This is a genomic window from Methanosarcina sp. WH1, assembly GCF_000970005.1.
In the GTDB taxonomy this organism is placed as follows: domain Archaea; phylum Halobacteriota; class Methanosarcinia; order Methanosarcinales; family Methanosarcinaceae; genus Methanosarcina.
The window spans coordinates 319,240-341,208 of the sequence record NZ_CP009504.1 but is presented as its reverse complement, the minus strand read 5'-3'; the positions used below and the strand labels follow the sequence as shown (position 1 = coordinate 341,208).

Below are 21,969 nucleotides of genomic sequence, written 5' to 3'. Positions count from 1 at the left end.
GTTTTTCATCATCAGATACTATATAACTTCTTCTGAAAACATAATTAAAACAGTCTGAAGCCATCTTTGAAATAAGGAAGATTCTTTTCGTTAGACATTAATTGATTTTATCTGGATGGAAAAAAAGCCATTTCTTCCCAAGAAAAGTAAAATAAACATATATAAATAAAATAAATGCTATGTAATACTTGAAATAAATCGAGGAGGACTAAGAGTTATGTTGAAGAAATGGTTTGCAGTACTTGTAATACTCATATGTGCCATTTTTGCTGCTTCCTCAGGATGCAGTGAAAACAGTGAAGAGGACACGAATGCTCCTGAAGAGTCGGTTGAAGTAACCGAAGAAGAGGCTTCTGCAGAGGAGGCAGAAGAAGAAGAAGTTAAAGTAGAAATGGTATCCACCGGAGACTCCAGCGACTGGTGTTCTGTAGGTTCTTCCTGGAAGTCAACAAACCCCCAGACAGGCGAGGAAGTAATAATGAAGATCACAGGGACCGAAAACATTGATGGAGTCCCGATGTGCAAAGCCGTTTATGAGACAAACCTTGAAGATGAAGACTTCTCCAAAATTGAATATTTATGGTCCGAAAATGGAGAAACCTATTTCTGGACTGCTTATGACACTTCAGGAGAAATAATTTCCGAGATGAGTATGAAAGATGGCAAAATGAAAATCGTTGATGAAGAAGGAAATGTAATGGAATATTCCGCGGGGCAATAAGATAAGAGGCCGTCAATTCTGCTGGATTTTCCAGCAATTCCGATTTTTATTTCAGCAATTCCGATTTTTATTTCAGCAATTCCGATTTTTATTTCAGCAATTCCGATTTTTATTTCAGCAATTCCGATTTTTATTTCAGCAATTCTGATTTTTATTTCAGCAATTCTGATTTTTATATCAGCAATTCCGATTTTTATTTCAGCAATTCAGTTTTTTCTTGAAATTCTGTACCTATAATTATTATATACCCGCTCGGTTCCCGGGTGTCCTATATTAATGTATCTTCCACTTTTTACGACAAACAGAGAATTTACATCCTTGCCTGTTAGCTATCTGCATTTTAAACCGAATATTATAATGAATTTTTCAACGCTTTTTTTGCAGGATGGAAAAATCTGTGTTCATGCCAGAATATCCTTAAAATCAGATGAAAATATTGCATAAAATCAGATGAAAATATGATAAAAAGAAAGTGTATGATTCTGAGTTATCAGGAGCTTTAACGAGATTATAATGGTTATATAATATTATACCAGGGGGTTAAAATTAAAATGATGCAATAATAATTTATGCATAAAATAACATTATGTGTTACATATAATTACAAAAGTATTATATACCTGAAGTACATAGTACAATTTGCGTTCTCATCCCTTCAATACCCCACATTAGTACAAAAGATACTCCGCAAGTAAAGGGATAAAGAAAAATTAAATTAAAAACTCACAACCCATGAGTCCAATACCTCAGTATCTCTTCCCAGAAAAAAATAAAAGCATCTCTTAAAGCCGTTTGGAACTTCCAGGTTTTTGGATGGGAACGCAATACTATTTTTCAGAAAATTTTTACAACAGAGAGTAGTTTGTGGGTGCTCTCAAGAATTACTCTTATTGTTTCCAAATTACGGCAAACATTATTTTTATGATCTCTTCCCCGCCCTGCGTGACGCCTGGACCTGCTTGAGTACAGTGAAATAAAAAATAAACCAAGGATATTGCATTGATTTCCGATTATACAGGTCATCTTTAAAAAATTAGGTACCCTTAAACCGAGAGTTCTGAAAACAAAATCAAAATAATTATATATTTACCCCCCTGAATTTTAAAAGGTAGTTTTTACAGCAAAGGAGAGCATTAACGATGGAAGAAATAGATGAGATTGACCTTTTTCTGGATTCACAGGTAAAAAACGAAAAAGAACTGATGCAGGAAAAATGTGAAAAGACTTACAATGCAGCATCCAACCAGATTCGCAGGGATATGATGCGAACGGTTTGTTTTCTCGGAAAAAGTAAAGAAGAGCTTCTTAAAGAAACTGGCCTTGATGAAGCTGCTTTAAGGTTTCACGCTGAAATTCTAATAAATGCTGATTTTCTCTTTCAAGATGAAAAGGGCGTTTACAGGCTGACTGAACTCGGGCTGAAAATACTTCCCAAACTATGAAAGTTTTCAGCCTGCTGTCAGGTTTGGTTAATGTAATGTCCGGTTATTTACTGATTTTCATCAGTTTTAATAAACGCCTCTGTTAAGAGGCTTCCTTTTTGGTATTGGAAAATGGCATATTTCCTGGATAAAAGGATTTGCCAATTTTATATATAGGAGAAAATATATGGTAGTTGTCAGCCCGATACATAATATTTTTTCAGAATAATAAGGACCGGAAAAACATGAAAGTCATGATCATAGGAGGTTTTCTCGGAAGCGGGAAAACAACCGCAATTCAGAAAATCAGCAGGCAGCTTATCGATGCCGGAAAAAGAACTGCGATTATCGTAAATGAAATTGGAGAAATAGGGCTTGACGGAGAAACCCTCAAAAGCCCGGGAATTATAACTGAAGAATTAACAAGCGGCTGTATCTGCTGCACACTCAGAATCAGTATGCAATACACTCTTCAGACCCTTGAAGAAGAGTTCAAGCCCGATGTTGTGATTATCGAACCAACAGGAATTGCTTTTCCAGGACAGATAAGGGAAGAAATCGAACTTATGGGGCTCTCCAAACTGTCTTTTGCTCCGATTGTGACCATAGTAGACCCCGGGCGTTTTGGCACAGAAACAAAAGAAATTCCAAGATTTATCGAGACACAGGTAAAGGAAGCTGAAATCCTCGGGATAAACAAAACAGACATAGCACCTGCAGAAATAATCCTGGCAACAGAACAGATGCTTACCGAACTGAACCCTGGAGCAAAAATCCTGAAGTTTTCGGCAAAATTAGAAGATGAACAATTTGAAAATCTGCTCATCCATCTTGCAGTCGCCGGGATTGGGAAGCCTCCTCAAGAAAAGAAAAATTCAATTGAACATTCGGAAGTCTCGGCTCACTCGGTTATTTTTACCCTCACATCCTGTAATCTTAACCCTGAAAAAAGCAGGCTACTTATCGAAGAGAGCCTTCAAACCATAAGGGACAGATTAAAGGAAATTAACCCTGATTTTGTAGGACATGTTAAACTTTCCCTGAAACTCCCGGACTTCATGATCAAGGGCAGTGTGACTTCTTCAGAAGAAGCTCCACAGGTGGAATTTACCTCTCGTAAAAATGAAAAGCTCGAACTCAGGCTGCTTTCCGCAATTACAAAGGTCCCGAAAGACAGGCTCACAGGAATAGTAGAGAGCACACTTGAAGAGAAACTGAAGGAATCAAACGCCTCTTTTGAGAAAAAGAAACAGCATCATGGCACGCTTACAGAAATAAAAGGGCTCATAAAAAAGAAGTAAAAAACCGAATAGAAAAACACCGATTTCATTATTAGATCGAAATTTTAGGCAGTGTCACGAATTTGCTGTAAATTCGAAGCCGTGTTTTTGTGCACTGTGTATAAATCAATTCTTCCGATATGGAATTTTCTATCCAATAACTTATTGATATTTGTGATATTACAGAAAAATCGGTACACTTTCATATTTTAAAAAGTCCGGCTTCAATCAGTAAAGAAAAATCAAATATTAGAAAAACTAAGAGATTAAAGGACAAAAAGTGGAGTTTCAATATGCATGATGAAATTGACGAACTTGATGTTTATTTTGCCTCGAAGGGAGAAACTACCGAAGGAGAAGCTGTCAAGCTGGAACATATGATGATGGAAAAGGTTTCCGTAAACCCTGCAAGAAGGAAACTTCTCCAAACAGTTGGCATCTTTGGGAAAAATGAAAAACAGCTAAAGGAAGAGTCAGGATTAAACGATTTCTTCTTTAAGTTTCATATGGATTTCCTGCTCAAAGAAGGATTCCTCAAGTTTGAAGAGGGAATGTATCGCCTTACGGATCCAGGAATTGCAATGCACGATTCCGTATGTTAAAAAGCCTATTTTCTAATATTCCTTCGTAACAATTCAGGTAGCCTTTGAAAGGCTACAATTTTTCCTCTTTTCGAGGAAAAATTGCATATAAATTGAATCCTATTTTGTTTCGTTATTATGCTTACACGTGAAGAGATCCTCGTTATCTATGAAGCTGGTCCTGAAGCTGTAATTTCTGTAATCCAGAGACTTGAAACTATCATAGAAGAACAAGCTATTCGAATTGCTGAACTAGAAGAACGTGTAAGGATTTTAGAATCTCGCTTAAATCAAAATAGCAGAAACAGCAGTAAACCTCCTTCTACTGACTTTTTAGTCAAAGAAAAACCTAATCCCAAGAGTCTCCGGAAAAAGAGTGGGAAGAAACCTGGAGGTCAAGAAGGTCATCCAGGCACAACTCTTGATATGGTTAATGATCCTGATTAGGTAATTGAACATTCTTTGACCTGCTGCAAAGAATGTGGACATACTCTTGAGGATGTTGAAGTTGAAGCTTATGAGAGAAGACAAATTTTTGATATTCCTCCTGTAAATCTAATTGTTACGGAACATCGAAGTCAGATTAAGACCTGTACTCACTGTGGAAAATCAAATAAAGCTTCTTTTCCAGAATCTGTGAAATATCCCGTCCAGTATGGTCCTAATATTTTAGCTTCAGCAATTTACTGTAAAAACTACCAGTTTATTCCCTATAAAAGGATTTTAGAGTTTTTTGATGACGTTATGGGGATAAAAATCTGTTCTGCTACGATAATCAGAGCAGAAAAAGAATGCTTCCGGAATTTAGAGGAGTTTGAAAATGTGAGTCAGGAGAGGTTAATAACTTCTCCTGTAATCCATTGTGATGAAACTGGGATGAAAATTGAAGGAAAAAGGCATTGGGCTTCATGTAGCTTCTAATGACAAATACACCTGTTATTTTGCTCACTCAAAAAGAGGATCAGAAGCAATTAATGCCATGGGAATTCTTCCAGAGTTTAAAGGAATAGCAGTTCATGACGGATGGAAACCCTATAACAGTTATGAATGTGATCATGCTCTTTGCAATGCTCATCTCCAGAGAGAACTTACTGGAATTGAGGAGAACTATAAACAGCAATGGGCTAAAGAGATGAATGAACTGTTAACAGAAATGAAAAAGTATACTGATGAGTGTAAAGAGCAGGTCAAAGATCTGGACTTTGAGCAAATTAAAGTGTTAGAAGAAAGGTTCGATGCTGTAGTCATGAAAGGGATTGAAGAAAATCCACCTTCTCTAAACCCTGAAAAACAAGGAAAACGTGGTAAAAATCCAAAAACAAAAGCAAGGAACCTACTTGACAGGTTTATAGAAAACAAAAAACAGATCCTGAGATTCCTCAATGACTTGAGAGTTCCGTTTGAGAATAACCAAGCAGAAAGAGACATAAGGATGATGAAATTACAGCAGAAAATATCAGGAACTTTCAGAACTATACAAGGAGCGGAAGCTTTCTGCAGAATTAGAGCTTATATCTCAACCATTAAAAAGAATGGTTTCAATGTTATAGATGCTATTCTCGCGGCGCTCAAAGGAGCGCCGCTATTATTCTGAGAATTTCAGCATTTTGCTGAAAAAACATACTTTTTTATCAGTGGCTGAATAGTTACATTCCTTCTTCTATTATTCCTTCTTCTATTTCTTTATTCTTTTTATGCATTTTCAAGAACATAAAATTAGGAAGCTTGAGCCTTAGCTCATTCCGATTCCAGAAAATTGCTTTTTGCTAAAAAGCGATAAGTTTTTATGTTTGTCTGAGTAATGGCGTTATGACCAAATTTTTCGATATTCTATGGAAGTTTCAAAAACGTACCGATCTAATTTCCAGGTACATATCGAGCAAATAAATAGGAGTGTGAAAAAATATGCCAGCAATAGTTAATGCAGATGAATGTTCTGGATGCGGAACCTGTGTCGATGAATGCCCCTCTGAGGCAATTACCCTCGACGAAGAAAAGGGAATTGCAGTAGTCGACCAGGACGAATGTGTAGAGTGCGGTGCATGTGAAGAAGCATGCCCGAACCAGGCAATCAAAGTAGAAGAGTAAAAACAGACAGCATGGAATAAATTTTTTATTCCATTTTTCTTTTTCCTTTTTATCAGATTATTTTTTATCTCTACGGAGGTAGCTTTTTAAATGGTAGCAGTTAAAGCGGGTATTTTAGGCGCCACTGGTGCTGTAGGGCAAAGATTTGTAGAAGCACTAGCAAACCATCCATGGTTTGAGATTACAGCCCTTGCAGCGTCCGAAAGAAGCGCTGGCAAAACGTATCGAGAAGCGGCAGGGTGGAGGCTGGATACAGCCATGCCGGAAAGTGTCGAAAACATAGAGGTTGTTCCTGTAGACCCAAAAGCCGTTGATGCGGATGTGGTCTTTTCGGCTCTTCCTGCAGACCTTGCCCTTACAGTGGAACCCGAGTTTGCAAAAGTCGGGTTTGCAGTTGCAAGCAATGCATCATCCTACAGGATGGAAAAAGATATCCCTCTTGTAATTCCGGAAGTAAACCCCGAACACCTGGGACTCATTGAGGTCCAGCAGGACGCAAGGGGCTGGGACGGATACATAATTACAAACCCAAACTGCTCCACAATTGTCATGACAGTTACCTTAAAGCCCCTGATGAAGTTCGGACTCGAAACAGTACAGGTGGCAACAATGCAGGCGATTTCCGGGGCAGGTTTTTCCGGAGTTTCAGCCATGGCAATCTGTGACAATGTAATCCCCTATATAGGAAGCGAAGAAAAGAAAATGGAAACTGAAACCTTAAAGCTCCTCGGGGAATTTAATGGCTCAGAAATCGTGCCTGCGGATATGAAGGTCAGTGCTTCCTGTCACAGGGTCCCTGTAATCGATGGGCACACGGAAGCTATCTGGGCAGGTATGAGGGATAAACCCACCCCTGAAGAGGTAAGGGAAGCTTTCCTCAAATTCGACCCGAAACTTGGAGAACTCCCCTCAGAACCGCGTAACGCTCTGATAGTTCGGGACGAAATTGACAGACCTCAGCCGCGCCTTGACCGCAATATGGGAAAAGGCATGAGTGTTTCTGTGGGCAGAATCAGAGAAGGCATCCGCTACATCGCGATGGGACACAATACAATCCGCGGAGCTGCAGGTGCAAGTGTCCTTAATGCAGAACTCCTGCACTCGATGGGAAAACTCTGAAAATAAAGATAGAAATAGAAGTGAAAAGTAAAAATCTAAAAGCTTCAGACATTTACTTTTCTCCTTTACTTTTACGGAATTCGTTTTACGGGATTGGATATTTTATTAATCACAGCAACACGATTTGTCTGTTTTTACTTTACATCATATCCTTTTAGAGTTTTCAGGAAAAGAAGAGTTTTCTTGCAATCTCTTCTGCCCTGCGCATGACGTCTCGAACAGGCACTCCACTTACTTTTGCAATCTTTTTGCAATCCTCAAACTCCGCAGAGATATTGAGCAGGACCCCTTCAGAATCCCTGGCAATCTTAACCGCGGTTTCAAACTCCTGACCTTCAAGCTCTACTGTTATCCTTTCGAGGTTTCGGGCAGCCATGAGCCTGTGCCGCACAGGCATAACCCTAACTCCAAGAGACCCTGTTTCAATGATGATCTTCCGTGCGAGTTTTGCGCTGTCTTCAGGCTTTGCAATGACCTTGATAATATGGGCAGGCCTCCCTTTTTTCATGGTTACAGGAATAATCGCAACATCCCTGGCTCCCATCGTGAGCAGTTCCTCAAAAAGGTTGCCCAAGACTTCCCCGCTTACATCGTCGGCATTGGTCTCAAGAACCTCAATAATATCCTGAATAAGGTGAGCATCAGGTTCAAAAAGCACTCCCTGGAGCATATTGGGGCCCGGAAGCTCAGCATCTCCTGCCCCATATCCAACAGCAATTGCCCTGCCCTGAGGAAAAGCCTCAACGGGTTTTGCAAAGTGAGAGAGAATAGCAGCCCCTGTAGGGGTCAGCAGTTCCTTATTCACGTTTCCTCCCCTGAAATAGAGTTTCCCTTTTCTGAGAATCTCAAGGGTTGCAGGAGCTGGCACAGGAAGAGTCCCATGGGCACATTCTATTGTTCCACCGCCCACATTGATGGGGGTGCAGTAAACCGAGGAACAGTTAAGGGAATGGATAGCTACAGAAGAGCCTATTACATCAGCAAGGGCATCGCTCTGCCCCACCTCATGAAAGTGGAGTTTTTCAAGATCAGGTTGCCCATGGACTGCGGCTTCGGCTTCAGCCATTTTCAAAAAGATGTCAAGAGCACTTGCCTCCACCTTCTGAGGCAGTTTTGCAGATTTTAAAAGGTCCACGATTTCAGGATATGTCCGGACATGTTCTTTTTCGGGCACGTTTATGTGGACATCCAGGGCTTTTATTCCCTTTTTCACCACTTCCCTTATATCCATGGATACGGGCGCTGAAGCTTCAACCAATTCTTTTACCGTTTTCCTGTCCGCTCCGAGGTCGAGAGTACATGCCAGAATCATATCCCCGGCTGCCCCTGAAAAGGGATTAAAGACCAGTGTTTTCATAAAGTATCACCCTGAATTCTGCTCTGAAAATATCTACAGTTACTCTTCCTGTCCTTCTTTTTGTTTTTCTGCAGGGCCTTCATCCTGTTCCGGGTCTTCAGTATATTCCCTTTTTCCGGCCGCTACAGCAATCATATTGGCGATCCTGGCTGCATAAGCCCCTGCAACAAATCCCGCATCAATGTTTACCACTGCAAGTACAGAACAGGACTGAAGCATTGACAATAGGGCTGCTTTTCCTCCGCCGCCTGCCCCGTAACCAGTGGATACGGGAAGCCCTATTACCGGCACATCAACAAGCCCGGAAACAATAGTTGGAAGTGTTCCTTCCCTTCCGGCTGCAACAACGATTGCTCCGGGGTTCCTGAGTTTGAGTTTCTGGAGTTCAGGGATCAGCCTGTGGATGCCAGCAACCCCAACATCATAAACAGCAACGGTTTCACAGCCCATTTCAGAAGCAATAACCCTGGCTTCTTCTGCAGCAGGGATATCTGCAGTGCCTGCGGATATGATCCCAATGACCCCTCCGGTACCTGGGGCTGGTGTGCCGTCGTGGATAACCACTGTACGTGCCCGGCTGTTCCATTCGAGTCTGTCCTCGGGAAACACTGCCCTCAAGGCATTAAGGTGTTGGGGGGAGACACGCGTGATAAGAGCTCTTTTACTTTGTTTTACCATAACCCTGGCGATCTCTACTACATCTTCAGGTTCCTTGCAATCGGCAAGAATAGCTTCGATTATTCCAGTCCTGCTTTTCCGATGGGAATCAAGTTTTGCAATGTTCGAATAACTAACAAAACCCAGACTACGGACCTGCTGTTCTGCAGATTCAATATCGATATTTCCTTCTTTGACAGATTTTAATATATTAGTAAGATCCATGCGCCACCCTTGGTCAAAAAGAATTGAATGTTTTAGCAATAAAATTGAATGTTTTAGCAATAAAAAGCTTAAACACCATGTAACTAGACAATAATTATTAGTTTGGAGGCTTTTTAGAGTTTCGTGCCATACTCATATAGGCTTGAGTTATAATTATTTGGGTTATTACTCTGCTATTTAAGGTAAAAATTCAAAATTCTAAAGCTGGATGAGTATGGTTAACCGAACCTGAAGATCAGAAGCGGAAAATGGAGATATTGTTTAATCATTCGATAAAAATCAACTTAAACAATATCTTCATTTTATCTTTTAAGCATTTCAAATTTGTCTTACTTTTAAGTCCGCTTAAACATCTCTTTTGCCATGGCAACCCTCATCTCCAGATCAGGCCCTTCAAGTTCTTCTGAAACGGATTCAAGAATCGTTGGTATATCAAGGTGTTGGGGACATTTTTCAAGGCACTGTCCGCACTGCACGCACTGGGAAGCAAATCCGGGCTTTCCGCCGGATAAGGTGCCACTCAGCCCTACTGCATACATGAACTTTGCCTCGTCTGCATTGCCGAACATATGAAGGTTGTTGTATGCATCGAAACAGGCTGGAATATCCACTCCTTCCGGACAGGGCATACAATAGCGGCATCCTGTACAGCCTGCTTTCATGATTTCGCGGTATTTTTGCTCCACTTTCTTTACCAGCTGCAATTCAGTTTCAGTTAGAGAATTTGGATATGCTTTATCTGCTACCGCAAGGTTCTCTTCAATGTGAGTCTCCTCATTCATCCCTGAGAGGACAACTGTTACTTCAGGGTGGTTCCATACCCAGCGAAGAGCCCACTCTGAAGGCGTATGTTTCTCCTTTGCTTCGCCCCATATTTCCTCTATAGCAGGAGGCACCATCTTTGCAAGGTTGCCTCCACGCAGAGGTTCCATAATGATGACTCCAAGACTTTTTGAAGCTGCATACTCAAGCCCTTCTGTGCCTGCCTGATTCTTTTCGTCCAGGAAATTGTACTGAATCTGGCAGAAGTCCCAGTCGTACCCATCCACTATCCTCCTGAAGTCTTCTCCCGAACCGTGGAAGGAAAAGCCGGCATTGTTGATCCGACCGTCAGCCTTTGCTTTATCAAGAAAATCGGCCACTCCGAGCTTTTCGATCCTGTCCCATAAGGATCCTACAAGCGCGTGTATGAGATAATAATCGACGTGGTCTGTTTTGAGTTTTTCCAGCTGAGCGTTCAGGAACTCATCCATATCCTCCCTGCTCTCTATAAGCCAGGAAGGAAGCTTTGTTGCGAGATTCACTTTTTCACGGTATCCGTCTGCAAGGGCACGACCTAGGAAAGGCTCACTCTCTCCCATGTGATATGGCCAGGCCGTATCAACATAGTTTACTCCCTGGTCGATTGCATAACGTACCTGCTTAGTGGCTCTTTCTTCATCTATACTACCATCTTCTATTAAGGGAAGTCGCATGCATCCAAATCCAAGTATTGAAAGTTCGTCTCCATTTTTAGGCATTTTTCTGTACAGCATTTTTAGTTCTCCGGAATTGTTGAATTGTGGAATTGTTGAATTGTTGAATTGTTGAATTGTGGAATTGTTGAATTATTGAATTATGGAATTGTTGAATTGATTAACTTGACCCTGACCGATCTTTTATCGACAGCTTATTTTTGCGAGAGATCGGTAGTTATCAACGAGATGTGATTGACCAATCACTCATGGAATGAGTGAAAAAAATTAGTTTTTAGCCAGACCTCTCCAGATAATCTGGAATCCGTCTTCTAAAACCTTGTTTTCATCCAGCAAGGGATCTGAATCAAGGATAAGGTTCACTACCGCCCTGCTACTCTGATAAAACATTGCAATGGTAAGCTCCGCGGAAAAGTCTCTGATCGCTCCTGTTTTTATTCCTTCATCCACAAGCTTATGGAGAAAGACATACTCTTTCATTACTTCTTCACGCGTAAATTTTGTTATGTAAGGGGATGAACAGAACTGACCGACAAAAAGGAATTCCTCCTGATTGTTTACCCCCCATTTGACTAAATTTGACCATATTGTTCTTAATTTATCTTGAAATGTATTCTGTGCCTCAATTTCTTTCCCCATGCTTTGACTTAATTGCCCTTTTACTTCAAAATACAGGCTGTTTATAAGATCTTCCTTTGTAGGGAAGTAATTGAAAAGGGTGCCTGTGGCTACACCTGCATCTTTTGATATTTGTGCAGTGGAGGTGCCGTGGAAACCTCTTTCAGTAAAAAGTTTCAGGGCAGCATCCATTATGGCTGTTCTTTTGTCTTTGATTAGTTCTTTCATGAATAATCTCTATCATTGACTGATTAGTCAGTTATGTAGAGAAATTGCATCGTCATATAAATACATTGCGGCGATTTTTACCTCTGAGGCGGGAAGTCCCCTTCCTCGGAGCGTAAGCGACAGGTGGAGGATGAAAGCCGTCAACTTCTACAAAACAAAAGTAATATAATTATTCATACTTATAATTGCATCAATATAGCAATAACTATGCAGAATAAACTGGATCTTAGAAGCCATTCTTCCCATTCACCCCATTATTATTTCGTTCAATGCATGAAATATAGAAGAAAAGCTCTAACGAATCCTTTAGTTGTTGATTTTCTTAAAACTAAAATCCATAACATAAGTGAAGCATTTGATGTTGAATACTAAAATAGATACAATCAAATCCAGAAGAGATCATTGTAAAAAGGGAAGCAATAGATGGAATCGACTGCACAAAACATATAGAAAGATGGAAGTAAAGAAGTCTAATTAGATAAAAGATTTTCAACATAAGCTTTCCAAAACTATGATTGTGAACACCAGAGCCAATACAATAATTGTTGGTGATCTTAATGTAAAAAATATGGCTCAATCAAAGAAAGTAAATGGAAAAAGAAAATGGAAAAAGAAAACGTTCTCAGAATAGATCAACTCAGAATCAAGGATATCTTTCTTGGTTCATCGAATTCTTGACAACCCAAAATCAAGGATACCTTTCTCGTTTCATCGAATTCTTGACCTACAAAGCAGAGCTTACAGGTAAAAGAGTAATAAGAATTGATGAAGCTTATACCTCAAAGGAGTGCTGTATCTGTGGAAAATGACAGGAAATGCTTATTTGGGAAAGAATTATGAAATATGATTGCGGAAACGTTATTGATAGAGATAGAAATAGTGCTATCAACATCATGAAACGGTTCTTATCACAGAATGCTTTGTGGATGGGCTATCAGAAATTTTCTGATAATCTTCGACAAACAGGATTACAGATGGATACTTGCATTATGCAAATATCCAGGTGACGTAATTACTCGAAGGAAGTTCCGTCCTCGCTTTCATCAGAAAGCAGGGTGGGGTAGTTCACACGCCCAACCAAGTATTATAGTAGATATTTGGCAAATAGTAGATATTTGGCAACTATACTATAAGAAAACGGACAATTTATGATACTATCTTTCACGATAAAAATTTTCCAGAATAAGAAAGGCTTTTGGGAAAAGAGCCCTTACTCCGAAAAAAGGAAAAAACAGGCTTTAATTCCTTCAGTAGGTTTTCGTCTTATCTTTACAGTATAGTTTTTTCGAAACAGGGAACAGAGACTCACTGCCCAGTTCCATACCACAATCATTGAAATTGACAGTAAAGTCTTTTATGCCTTTCAGGGCCCTTTCTTCAATCAATTCCTTAATTTCGTACATGGAAAGCTTCAGGCCAGCTTCCCTTACCCGGCTTGCCAGTTCCTTCAACTCTTCGTACTCCACACGGGCAGAAAGGGGCTTTTGCTCTTTTCCTATAACTATTTTTATATCAATATCTCCTTCCCAGAGAAGCAGACCATTTTCGTCCCTGAAAGAAAGGCAAAGCTTCCTCAGCTCGTAGTCAAAGGGATAATGCTCGGTCTTCAAAAGCCTGACCCCTAGAGTACCGGTTTCCAGGGCCATGAACTCGGCAAGTTTCTCAAAGTTCCTCTCCTCACTGTCGATAAGGAAAACATATTCACTCCGACCTTTCTTTGTAAGGGCAGGTATTACATGTACGTTTTTAGCTCCAAGTTTCATCAATTCTTCGATCAGGTACGGGACCTGATCGCAGGTGATATTGTCAATGTTAGTCATTAACAACAAAAGGAAACCTCCCGTTGAATTCCATAACGTAAAAAGGCAGAGGTGGAAATGGAGTAAAAGCCTGTAACTTAAATCATTTCTTCTCTGCCCAGAGTCGTTCAATGCATTATTTTGTGGATAAGCCGGTTTTCAGCTTAGGATGGTACTCAAACGCATTTCGTAGAATCCATTATCCGAACTGCAAGTTTTGCAACTTCCAGAGCTTTTTCCCGGGCTCCGGGAATTGCAGCCGAACCGCCCTTTCCGCCTTTTTCAGCCAGTTTTGCAGCTTCTTTTGGCTCAAGTGCCTTCATTGCAGCGGCAACAGCTGCAGGTACGGTGATGTTGATAATTGAATGCCCGGAAAGCTGCAATTCAGAGACAGGAATGGCCGCCAGAGGAATGATTTCAAGAAGGTCCTTCTTGTCGTTGAAAATTGCATCAGGAATCACTTTCTGCCCAAGCCCCTTGAGTTCAAAGGTCTTACCGTCAATGGTCAATTTTACGTCTGCATCCGTGTCAAAACCATAGTAAGCGTTCGTGAAGGGATGGTTCCTGCGGGCTCCACCGACCAGTTTTGTGATTTCGATCTTAAGCTCATGCCCGGTCATGGCTCCTAGCATTGCCGCAGCCCGAGTTTCAATAGTGGTCTTCCTTTCAAGGTCGAGTTCTCGGACAACCTCTTCTACAGACTTGCCGGCATTTATATCCTCATAAGCCTTCTGTGCCCGGCGGTAGATTGCAGCCGAGCGAACCCCTTCAGTTCCAAGGATCATAGCACGAGTAATCAAGCCTCTACGGACCTGCTCGGTCTTCCTGGAGATGGTGTTAAGGGCAACTGCAGCAATTTCAGGATCAAGCCACTCGTTCTTCTTCACCTCTGCAATGACATCGGCTGCCTGTTCTACATTGCCTCCGTATTTGATCAGAGCCCTGAGGGTAATGATAGTGTCTGCAGTCATGTGCCCTAGAGGGGGCATGATAGGCCCGCCCGAAAAACCTGCTCCGATTTCAACCGATTCCTTAAAGGCACAGAGCATTTCCCCAAAAGACATCATCCCAACAACTGTGGGAGCTCCGATGTCTTTTAAGAGGACACCCAGATCCCCCACAATTCTGGCAGAGTCGTATTCCTCATCCGTTCCGCGTATGTGGAGTTTTTCCGGGATGCCGGCAACTTCACATGCAGCTTTTCCTGAAAGATAGGCGCTGTTAACATCAAAGAAGCCCCCATATTCCTCCCCAACAAAAGCATCAGGGTGGACTATTTCCAGAGCTGCGGCAGACCCTATAATTGCACAGATAATCGGGCTTGCAGAAACCCCTGCCCCCCAGTAAGCCTGCATCATGGCTTCTGTCCCTATCCTTGCAGCATTCATAGCCACTTCTGGAAAGCCGATGTCTTCTCCAAGGGTGTTATGCCCATACAGAGGACCCCCTGCAACCCCGAGAGGAATTTTTCTCCCATCAATTCTGGTCAGTTTGCCCTCTGCCATGGCGCTATAAATCGCCTGAACTGCCGCAAAACCCGATACTTTGTTATTGGACTTGGGAGTGGGAATGGCTATAACCCCTGTCCTATCGGCTCCTGCAATCATACGGGCAAGTGCCCCTATCTTCCGGTTCCCTGCAGGTACTCCAGCCTGGGCATTGGAACCTGCAAAGTAGCATATTGTAGCTGCAAAAAGGGCCGCATTTGCGGGACATGCTCCGGCTTCTTCTGCGGCTTCAATACCTTTTTTGAGTACGTGATCAATTTCCAGGCTGCCACTGTCTTCATCAGTAAGCTTGATATTCGCACCCCGGAAAAGCTCTGTAGCAATAGCGTTTGCGGCACACATAGCGCCTATATTTGTCATTCCATGTCCTTTGGTAAGGGCTTCTATTCGATCGTTTGTAAGATTCTGGAGATCTGAAACTGAGGCCATTACTGCAGCACAGACTTCTTTATTCAAGATATATTGCCTCCTCTTTAAAATATAAATATATTAATACCCCACAATAGTTCAAATGTTTTTATGTAAATAGTTATGCATTAACACTGTTATCACAAAGAAAAAAATCCAAATATATATGAGGCGAGATCTAAAACATGTCAAATTGATCTCGATATTCATTATGAACATTGGAAAAAATGAGATGAAAAAAAACCCTCCGAAACCCTGCCACACTCTGGAGAATAAAGAAAGGTAAAAAAACTGTGAGCAAAAAATATCAGCGATACATTTAAAAATCCAAATTGTCAATGTGTAGAGATCATCATGCTCATAGTACTCTCATTAGGCGGTTCAATTCTCGCAAAAAATCTTGATTCGGATCGTTTTTTAAAATACGCAAAGGTCCTGCGCGACATCTCAAAAAAGCACAAGCTGCTTGTAATAACTGGCGGCGGAGAAGCGGCACGAAACTACATCGGAGCTGCCCGGGCTATGGGGGCAGATGAAGTAACCTGCGACTACATAGGCATTGATATCACGCGTCTGAACGCAAGACTACTTATTGCGGCTCTCGGACCCGATGGATACCCTGAGATTCCTTCAAACTATCTTGAAGCTTCAAAAGCTATGAACTCGGGAAAAGTCGTGGTAATGGGAGGGGTTACACCCGGCCAGACCACTGACGCCGTAGCTGCAATCCTTGCAGAATATCTGCGGGCAGACCTGCTGACAATTGCAACCTCGATTGACGGAGTTTATTCCTCAGACCCCAACTGTGACTCGGGCGCAGAAAAATATGACATAATCTCTCCTGAAAAGCTCATAAGCATAGTCATGGCAATCGAGATGAAGGCAGGCTCCAAATCCCCGGTAGACCCTGTAGCCGCAAAGATCATCGAACGCTGTAAGCTCGACGCCCTTGTAATGGATGCACGGGACCCTGCCCTGCTAGGAGAAATTCTGAGCGGAGAGGCAGCCAAGAAATCACCGGTATCCTGCGGGACCTGGATTACAGTAAAAAAATAAAAAACCTGGACCCTAAAAAGCCTGAGTCCTAGAAAGTTTGGACCTCTGGGCTTTTGAGCCCTTCTCCAGTATATCAAAAAATACAAAGTCTTCATCAAAAACACAAAAAATACATCAAAACTTAAACATAGAGGTTCCTGCATATATTCATATTGCAGAGAACCAGATAGTTTACCGAATCTGGTTCCAGGCAGCTTTTGGAAAGAAGGAGGGACCGGGCTTGAGTCTGCCGGAAAAAAAGAACTGTTTAAAACTGAGAGAGTTTACTTTTCGTTTATTATCTTTAATTGTATTCCTGACTTTCCTCTGCGTTCAGGCAAGTCCTGTTTCAGGGGCAATGAACGGGACAATTGCCGGAGAAGAAAGTCCCCTTATTGTTGATTTTTTCTCAGACCATGACCTGAGCGATGCAACAGTCAGGTTTGAAGAGCCTCTTGAAAACGTTTATCTTGTTTTTACCCTGAGCTCGGGAAAAGAAATTTTGAAATCGGAAACTTTCCAGCTTGGCTCCGTAGATAAGGGGCAGGAGATTACAAAAGTCCTTTTCTGGGGGCTTGAAGAGGACTTTGGAAAGGATAGGGACTCCTATACAGCACAACTTTCTGTAAAGGACGGCACCCAAACTCTTGAGTCCCGGAAGCTTTCTTTTACTTACAAAAACCAGTATCTTTCAACCCTCAAAATTGTGGATTTCTCTGCAGACTCCGAAAAAGCTTCCGTTCTGATAACCCTCATGAGCTCCGCAAATCTCGGATTCGTTCAGATGCCTGAGCCCAGCGTGGTGGACCTGAACCTGAAACTCCTTTCCGACACAGACATCATCTATTCTGAAAGCCTGGAAAATGTCCCTGTGACAGATGCATACTATAAAGCAATGACCTGGCCCTTCCTTCTCGAAAAAAACAGAGATTACACGGCTCTCCTGGAAGTGCATTCCCATTCCCCTGACATTACTACGGCTTATACATCGGACTTCAGGGCAGAAGAAAAAGTAGAACTCCTTGATACGGACATCGATGTGGACGAATATGGGGCAAGCGTTACGATAATTGGAAAATCCCAGGTGCCTTTTGATGGGATTATCAGGGTCGTGCTGACTCCTGAAGAAGGAGATGTGCAGGTCTTTGAAGAAACTGCAGATATCCTGACCGCAGGACAGGAAGATACCGTAGGAATTATCTGGCAGGGGGTGCCCAGAGGGGACTATAATGTAAAGATTTATGTGACAAACCTGGAAGGCGAAGTCATGGACAGCCATGAAACAGTCCTGAGAGTTTTTGAGCCCGTAGCCGAAATAAACCCTTCGGAGGAGTCTCCAGCCTTCGGTTTTCAGGCAGCACTTGGTATTTTCCTGTGCTTTGCGATTTTTTCGGGAAAAAAATGAGAGGGAAAAAAGAAGGGTGATAGGCATCTCAATAAGTTCAAAACAATAGCTTAAGCCAATCGCCTCAAAATCAACAACCTCAAAATCAACAACTTCAAGCCGTTTAGAACCAGCTGCAGTTCGAAAGCATCCTTATGCGGGATTATTATGTTTGACCTGATCATCCGAAACATAACGAACAGGAAAGTCCGGAGCGCACTGACAATCTGCGGGATAGCCCTCGGGATTTTTGCAGTTATAGTTATGGGCGCCATGTCTGAGAATTTCCACCAGACTTTTGAGCGTTCCATGAGCGTTACCAGCGATAAGATCCGGGTTTTTGCCGAAAGCGGGGTCTTTGGGGGAGGGCTCACGGACGATAAGGTAAGCGATGTGCTTCGCGTAGCCGGGGTAAAAGATGCCTATGGGCTTTTGATGACCACCTTTGATGAAGACAAGATGGGCATGACCGGCAAGCAAATCCTCGGCGTCCCCCCTGAAAAGTCCAGCGTTGCCCTTAACCCTGTAGAGCTGAAAGCAGGCCGCTTCCTCAATCCCGGAGATTCCTACAGCGTGGTCGTCGGAAACAACATCAAAAGAGAATACGGACTTGAGACAGGCAGTAAATTTGAAATCCATGATAAATATTTCACCGTTGTCGGAATCCTTGATTATACCGGCTCGATCTTTGATAATGCCGTGATCATCCCCCTTGAGACTGCCCAGGACCTTTATAATGTGGGCGATTCGGTCTCATACATCTTTGCCGTGCCTGACGAGAGGGTGGATGCCGAGATGCTCTCAAAACGCATCGAGTTAAGCGTAAAAGGCACAAGCACCCTTTCTCCGGGAGAACTTGAGGTGCAGGCAAAGCAGTCCTTCATGATTTTCAGCGTAATAACGATTAGCTCAGGGCTTCTTGCAGCAATCATAGGCGGGCTCTGTGTGATGAATACGATGCTCATGTCCGTTGCCGAGAGGACGAGGGAATTCGGGATTTTGAAAGCCATAGGCGCAGAAACGCGGGATATCCTGCTCCTGACACTCGGGGAGGCTTCATTCATGGGCCTTTTAGGTGGAATCCTTGGAATTATAGTTGGGGTCGGGGCTGTCTATATCATGAATGCCTGGCTTGAAACGACAAGGATAGTCCTTTTCCTGATAACTCCGAGGCTTCTTATAATTGCCATGGTTTTTGCTCTGCTGATTGGCGCTCTTTCCGGGCTTTATCCAGCTTATAGGGCCTCGAAGATGAGTCCAATGGAGGCTTTGAAGCATGCGTGAAGAAAAAATGGAGGGCCTGATGTCGGCAGAAAAATCCGGAACTGATGGACATAACAACGGACAGAAAGTAATCATGCAGGTTGAAAACCTCTCCAAAACCTATATCCGGGGCAAGATCCCTGTCCATGCCCTTCGCTGTGCCTGTATAACCGTACGTAAAGGAGAGTTCCTTGCCATCATGGGACCTTCTGGTTCAGGGAAATCGACCCTTCTTGCTCTGATCGGCACGCTTGAAGAAGCCACTGACGGAAAGGTTATCCTTGACGGAACAGACCTGACTTCGGTACCTGAAAAACTGCTTCCCCGCGTGAGAAGAGAAAAAATAGGTTTTATTTTCCAGCACTACAACCTGATCCCTACACTTTCAGCCCTTGAAAACGTGGAACTTGCAATGCGCTTTTCCAGAGTGCCAAAAAAAGATAGGAGAGAAAGAGCAAAAGCCCTGCTGGAAGACCTGGGTCTGGGAGACCGACTAAATCATAAACCCACTGAGCTGTCCGGGGGAGAGCAGCAGCGAGTCTCGATCGCCAGGGCACTTGCGAACAGGCCTGCCCTGATCCTTGCAGACGAGCCAACCGGAGAGGTGGACAGTAAAACCCGGGATTCCATTGTGCGGGTTTTTAAGGAATTGAGCCAGAAGGGGCAGACAATTCTTGTGGTTACCCACGACCCCGATGTTGCAAAGGAGTGTTCAAGAGTGCTGAGGATTACGGACGGAATGATCAAAGATAATTGAAGGTAATTAAAAGGCAATATGGAAGAGAAAAGAAGTGAAGAGCAGAAAAGAGGAAAACAGGAGAAATAAAGAGAAATAAATCAGTGAAAAACCTTTAATAATTATCTTTGCCCCTCAAATCTCCCCGATTTCCCATCCCAGGTGCTCTTTTATAACAGTATATGCCATCTCCGGGGGAATAATTCCAATATCAGTTACGATCATGTCGATGTATTCAGCAGGCGTAAAGTCAAAAGCCGGGTTTTTTACCTGCACGTGGGAGAGGTCCGCAATAATTGCAGGATCAACTACTTCATCTGTAGCCCTTTCTTCGATTTCGATGGGATTTCCTACAATGGTGCTCGGGCTGAACTTGAAGGTCTCGGCAGCTACCATAAAACTTTTTCTGGCTTCATGAGCAGCAAGAGCAAGCTGAGAAGTTCCGATTTTGTTTACAAGAGCTCCGTTGGCTGCAATTGCGTCCGCCCCAACGATGACCTTATCCACGTCTTTCATGTAGTAACGTACGGCAGAGTCCACGATCAGGGCTGTTGGGATTCCAAAGCCGTTAAGGTGCCGGATTGTCAATAAGCCCTGACGCCTTGGGCGGCTTTCGGTGGCTATTACCGAAATATCCTTTCCGTCTTCAAAAGCCGTGGTGATGATAGAAAGAGCAGCATGAGAATTGCAGTGGGTCATGATAATGTCTCCATCCTGAATTCTTCTTGACCCGATTTTCCCGATTTTTTCAAGCGCGCGGTCTGCTCTTTCGATAAAAAGGTTTGCATTTTTGATGATTTCCTGTCTTGCTTCTTCTACATTTCCTGAAGAATATCTCGAAGCAAGTTTTACGGCATTCGGAAGGGAAACAGCTGTAGGGCGGGTATTTATAAGAAAATTTGAAACTTCCTGGATACTGGAACTAAACTCCTCCATTGAGGAAGCTTCGAGCCCTGCAGCATAATCTCTGATGGCTTCAGCCGCAGCTTTTGCAATCCTGCCTGCACCCCGGATTTCCATTGTCCGGATCTTTTCTGCGGTTTCCTTAACTTTTTCCATAATATAAAGGATAGTAAGAGCCCAATTTATAGCTATCTTCCGATTATTCCCGATCTCAGAAGATAAAGCCCCGGATTCATAAACCCTCAGCAGGAAATTCGTTAAATCTTCAGATTTAGCGGGTAGTTGGCTTAGATTCAGATCTCATTTATTTTTTCTGATCTGTCCCTGTAGTAAGCAAAAAGGTCTTCTCCCCATTGAAGGGCAATGGGGTAGAAACACATTACATCCTGTTTATGGTCAAAAGTGCCGTCTGAAAAAGGAAGACTTAGAGAGAGGAACCTGTCAGTGACAGCATGAGATAATTCTATTTTTTCGTCACAAACATAGAAACATGCATTCCGGAAATGTATAAATTCTCGAAATTCAGTTCGATATTCCTCTTTTATTCTCTCGTAAACCGGCCGGGTTACAATAATGGATATGTCCACTCCTTTTTTTGCGAAAGTGAGAAAAAGAGACGGGTAAAGAGGGTGGAAAATGGAGGCAATGCCTTTTATTCGTTTTGATGTTGCAAGGTTTTCCACAAATTCCCTGTGAGGATCAAAAAGACGTGTCCTGTCAGGAGGTTCGGAGAATGTACAGTTTTCCAGATCTCCAATCTTGTTCCTTAAAGGGGTAGGTATGCACTCAATTGCATGGTTTGCCCAGTACTCGTAGCAGTTACCAAAAACGTTTAACAAACTCACCATTACCTGCATTTTCCCGGCTACCGCTATGCCAAGAGGAGACAGGATGTAAACGTCTTCTGTCTTGAATACCAGAGAAGCTTCCCTTAGTTTTTTGAGCTGAGGAAGGACAGCTACAGAACTGGCATCCAGATAGTTTTTTATTTCCTCGATCGTTTTTGGCCCCTCCTTCAAAAATAAAAGAAGATCTTTCCTTTTTTCAGAGAGGAAGATTAATTCGAGAAGTGAGCTGTTCATGTTTTTGATATATATGGAAACACTTAATAAATATCTGTCGTGTCTCCCAGCAATTTTTTTCCAAAGAAATGTTTTCCCCAA

At 42.5% G+C, this 21,969-nt stretch carries 19 protein-coding genes and 1 pseudogene; 12 read left to right on the top strand and 8 right to left on the bottom strand.

Annotation, left to right across the window (positions count from 1 at the left end):
* The first annotated feature begins 217 nt into the window (after positions 1-217).
* The 7 genes and pseudogenes from MSWH1_RS01540 to asd all read left to right on the top strand — a co-directional run bounded on the left by MSWH1_RS01540 (position 218) and on the right by asd (position 7,210).
* The gene (locus MSWH1_RS01540) at positions 218-721 is read left to right on the top strand and encodes a hypothetical protein (protein WP_048125462.1); all 504 of its coding nucleotides are present in this window, start codon (positions 218-220) and stop codon (positions 719-721) included.
* A gap of 1,139 nt (positions 722-1,860) precedes the next feature.
* Positions 1,861-2,163 carry a hypothetical protein gene (locus MSWH1_RS01535; protein WP_048125460.1) on the top strand — a complete coding sequence of 101 codons (303 nt, stop codon included), beginning with the start codon at positions 1,861-1,863 and terminating at the stop codon, positions 2,161-2,163.
* A 224-nt stretch (positions 2,164-2,387) separates the two neighbouring features.
* Entirely contained in the window at positions 2,388-3,443 is a 1,056-nt protein-coding gene (locus MSWH1_RS01530) for a GTP-binding protein (RefSeq protein WP_048125458.1), read from the top strand.
* A 272-nt stretch (positions 3,444-3,715) separates the two neighbouring features.
* Complete coding sequence (locus tag MSWH1_RS01525; protein WP_048125456.1) at positions 3,716-4,024, top strand: hypothetical protein; 309 nt, start codon at positions 3,716-3,718, stop codon at positions 4,022-4,024.
* 117 nt (positions 4,025-4,141) lie between these two features.
* Positions 4,142-5,597: pseudogene (gene tnpC, locus MSWH1_RS01515) on the top strand (IS66 family transposase).
* Between the two features lie 311 nt (positions 5,598-5,908).
* The gene (locus MSWH1_RS01510) at positions 5,909-6,091 is read left to right on the top strand and encodes a 4Fe-4S binding protein (RefSeq protein ID WP_048125454.1); all 183 of its coding nucleotides are present in this window, start codon (positions 5,909-5,911) and stop codon (positions 6,089-6,091) included.
* Positions 6,092-6,181: 90 nt separating this feature from the next.
* On the top strand, positions 6,182-7,210 hold the full coding sequence (gene asd, locus MSWH1_RS01505) for an aspartate-semialdehyde dehydrogenase (RefSeq protein WP_048125452.1): 1,029 nt from the start codon (positions 6,182-6,184) through the stop codon (positions 7,208-7,210).
* A gap of 163 nt (positions 7,211-7,373) precedes the next feature.
* Here asd and larC (MSWH1_RS01500) read toward each other — a convergent pair whose 3' ends face one another.
* The 4 genes from larC (MSWH1_RS01500) to MSWH1_RS01485 form a co-directional block, all read right to left on the bottom strand.
* Positions 7,374-8,567, bottom strand: a complete 1,194-nt coding sequence (gene larC / locus MSWH1_RS01500; RefSeq protein ID WP_048125451.1) for a nickel pincer cofactor biosynthesis protein LarC — start codon at positions 8,565-8,567, stop codon at positions 7,374-7,376.
* A 39-nt stretch (positions 8,568-8,606) separates the two neighbouring features.
* The gene (gene larB, locus MSWH1_RS01495) at positions 8,607-9,449 is read right to left on the bottom strand and encodes a nickel pincer cofactor biosynthesis protein LarB (protein WP_048125449.1); all 843 of its coding nucleotides are present in this window, start codon (positions 9,447-9,449) and stop codon (positions 8,607-8,609) included.
* A gap of 335 nt (positions 9,450-9,784) precedes the next feature.
* Entirely contained in the window at positions 9,785-10,984 is a 1,200-nt protein-coding gene (locus MSWH1_RS01490) for an aldo/keto reductase (protein WP_048125447.1), read from the bottom strand.
* Positions 10,985-11,191: 207 nt separating this feature from the next.
* Positions 11,192-11,770 carry a TetR/AcrR family transcriptional regulator gene (locus MSWH1_RS01485; RefSeq protein WP_048125445.1) on the bottom strand — a complete coding sequence of 193 codons (579 nt, stop codon included), beginning with the start codon at positions 11,768-11,770 and terminating at the stop codon, positions 11,192-11,194.
* A gap of 590 nt (positions 11,771-12,360) precedes the next feature.
* On the opposite strand from MSWH1_RS01485, the gene MSWH1_RS20680 reads away from it, so the two are divergent.
* On the top strand, positions 12,361-12,579 hold the full coding sequence (locus MSWH1_RS20680; protein ID WP_052722527.1) for a zinc ribbon domain-containing protein: 219 nt from the start codon (positions 12,361-12,363) through the stop codon (positions 12,577-12,579).
* A 438-nt stretch (positions 12,580-13,017) separates the two neighbouring features.
* Here MSWH1_RS20680 and larC (MSWH1_RS01475) read toward each other — a convergent pair whose 3' ends face one another.
* Complete coding sequence (larC, locus tag MSWH1_RS01475) at positions 13,018-13,590, bottom strand: nickel insertion protein (protein WP_231585696.1); 573 nt, start codon at positions 13,588-13,590, stop codon at positions 13,018-13,020.
* Positions 13,591-13,745: 155 nt separating this feature from the next.
* Positions 13,746-15,533: a hypothetical protein gene (locus MSWH1_RS01470; RefSeq protein ID WP_048125440.1), complete on the bottom strand. Its 1,788-nt coding sequence runs from the start codon at positions 15,531-15,533 to the stop codon at positions 13,746-13,748.
* 306 nt (positions 15,534-15,839) lie between these two features.
* Between MSWH1_RS01470 and pyrH the strand changes: the two genes are divergently transcribed.
* The 4 genes from pyrH to MSWH1_RS01450 all read left to right on the top strand — a co-directional run bounded on the left by pyrH (position 15,840) and on the right by MSWH1_RS01450 (position 19,924).
* Positions 15,840-16,541 (top strand): UMP kinase, encoded by a 702-nt coding sequence (gene pyrH, locus MSWH1_RS01465; protein WP_048125439.1) that lies wholly within the window; start codon positions 15,840-15,842, stop codon positions 16,539-16,541.
* Between the two features lie 220 nt (positions 16,542-16,761).
* The gene (locus MSWH1_RS01460; RefSeq protein WP_048130159.1) at positions 16,762-17,925 is read left to right on the top strand and encodes a hypothetical protein; all 1,164 of its coding nucleotides are present in this window, start codon (positions 16,762-16,764) and stop codon (positions 17,923-17,925) included.
* Between the two features lie 147 nt (positions 17,926-18,072).
* On the top strand, positions 18,073-19,188 hold the full coding sequence (locus MSWH1_RS01455) for an ABC transporter permease (protein WP_048125437.1): 1,116 nt from the start codon (positions 18,073-18,075) through the stop codon (positions 19,186-19,188).
* A gap of 19 nt (positions 19,189-19,207) precedes the next feature.
* Positions 19,208-19,924 (top strand): ABC transporter ATP-binding protein, encoded by a 717-nt coding sequence (locus tag MSWH1_RS01450; RefSeq protein WP_048130158.1) that lies wholly within the window; start codon positions 19,208-19,210, stop codon positions 19,922-19,924.
* 114 nt (positions 19,925-20,038) lie between these two features.
* Here MSWH1_RS01450 and MSWH1_RS01445 read toward each other — a convergent pair whose 3' ends face one another.
* Complete coding sequence (locus tag MSWH1_RS01445; protein ID WP_048125435.1) at positions 20,039-20,962, bottom strand: ribose 1,5-bisphosphate isomerase; 924 nt, start codon at positions 20,960-20,962, stop codon at positions 20,039-20,041.
* Positions 20,963-21,099: 137 nt separating this feature from the next.
* Complete coding sequence (locus MSWH1_RS01440; RefSeq protein ID WP_048125433.1) at positions 21,100-21,888, bottom strand: winged helix-turn-helix domain-containing protein; 789 nt, start codon at positions 21,886-21,888, stop codon at positions 21,100-21,102.
* Positions 21,889-21,969 lie beyond the last annotated feature (81 nt).

Bases quoted from the DNA above. Each gene is read 5' to 3' on its own strand.
- MSWH1_RS01540 (WP_048125462.1), top strand. From the start codon at position 218: ATGTTGAAGAAATGGTTTGCAGTACTTGTAATACTCATATGTGCCATT.
- MSWH1_RS01535 (WP_048125460.1), top strand. From the start codon at position 1,861: ATGGAAGAAATAGATGAGATTGACCTTTTTCTGGATTCACAGGTAAAA.
- MSWH1_RS01530 (WP_048125458.1), top strand. From the start codon at position 2,388: ATGAAAGTCATGATCATAGGAGGTTTTCTCGGAAGCGGGAAAACAACC.
- MSWH1_RS01525 (WP_048125456.1), top strand. From the start codon at position 3,716: ATGCATGATGAAATTGACGAACTTGATGTTTATTTTGCCTCGAAGGGA.
- MSWH1_RS01510 (WP_048125454.1), top strand. From the start codon at position 5,909: ATGCCAGCAATAGTTAATGCAGATGAATGTTCTGGATGCGGAACCTGT.
- asd (WP_048125452.1), top strand. From the start codon at position 6,182: ATGGTAGCAGTTAAAGCGGGTATTTTAGGCGCCACTGGTGCTGTAGGG.
- larC (WP_048125451.1), bottom strand. From the start codon at position 8,567: ATGAAAACACTGGTCTTTAATCCCTTTTCAGGGGCAGCCGGGGATATG.
- larB (WP_048125449.1), bottom strand. From the start codon at position 9,449: ATGGATCTTACTAATATATTAAAATCTGTCAAAGAAGGAAATATCGAT.
- MSWH1_RS01490 (WP_048125447.1), bottom strand. From the start codon at position 10,984: ATGCTGTACAGAAAAATGCCTAAAAATGGAGACGAACTTTCAATACTT.
- MSWH1_RS01485 (WP_048125445.1), bottom strand. From the start codon at position 11,770: ATGAAAGAACTAATCAAAGACAAAAGAACAGCCATAATGGATGCTGCC.
- MSWH1_RS20680 (WP_052722527.1), top strand. From the start codon at position 12,361: ATGGAAAAAGAAAATGGAAAAAGAAAACGTTCTCAGAATAGATCAACT.
- larC (WP_231585696.1), bottom strand. From the start codon at position 13,590: ATGACTAACATTGACAATATCACCTGCGATCAGGTCCCGTACCTGATC.
- pyrH (WP_048125439.1), top strand. From the start codon at position 15,840: ATGCTCATAGTACTCTCATTAGGCGGTTCAATTCTCGCAAAAAATCTT.
- MSWH1_RS01455 (WP_048125437.1), top strand. From the start codon at position 18,073: ATGTTTGACCTGATCATCCGAAACATAACGAACAGGAAAGTCCGGAGC.
- MSWH1_RS01450 (WP_048130158.1), top strand. From the start codon at position 19,208: ATGTCGGCAGAAAAATCCGGAACTGATGGACATAACAACGGACAGAAA.
- MSWH1_RS01445 (WP_048125435.1), bottom strand. From the start codon at position 20,962: ATGGAAAAAGTTAAGGAAACCGCAGAAAAGATCCGGACAATGGAAATC.
- MSWH1_RS01440 (WP_048125433.1), bottom strand. From the start codon at position 21,888: ATGAACAGCTCACTTCTCGAATTAATCTTCCTCTCTGAAAAAAGGAAA.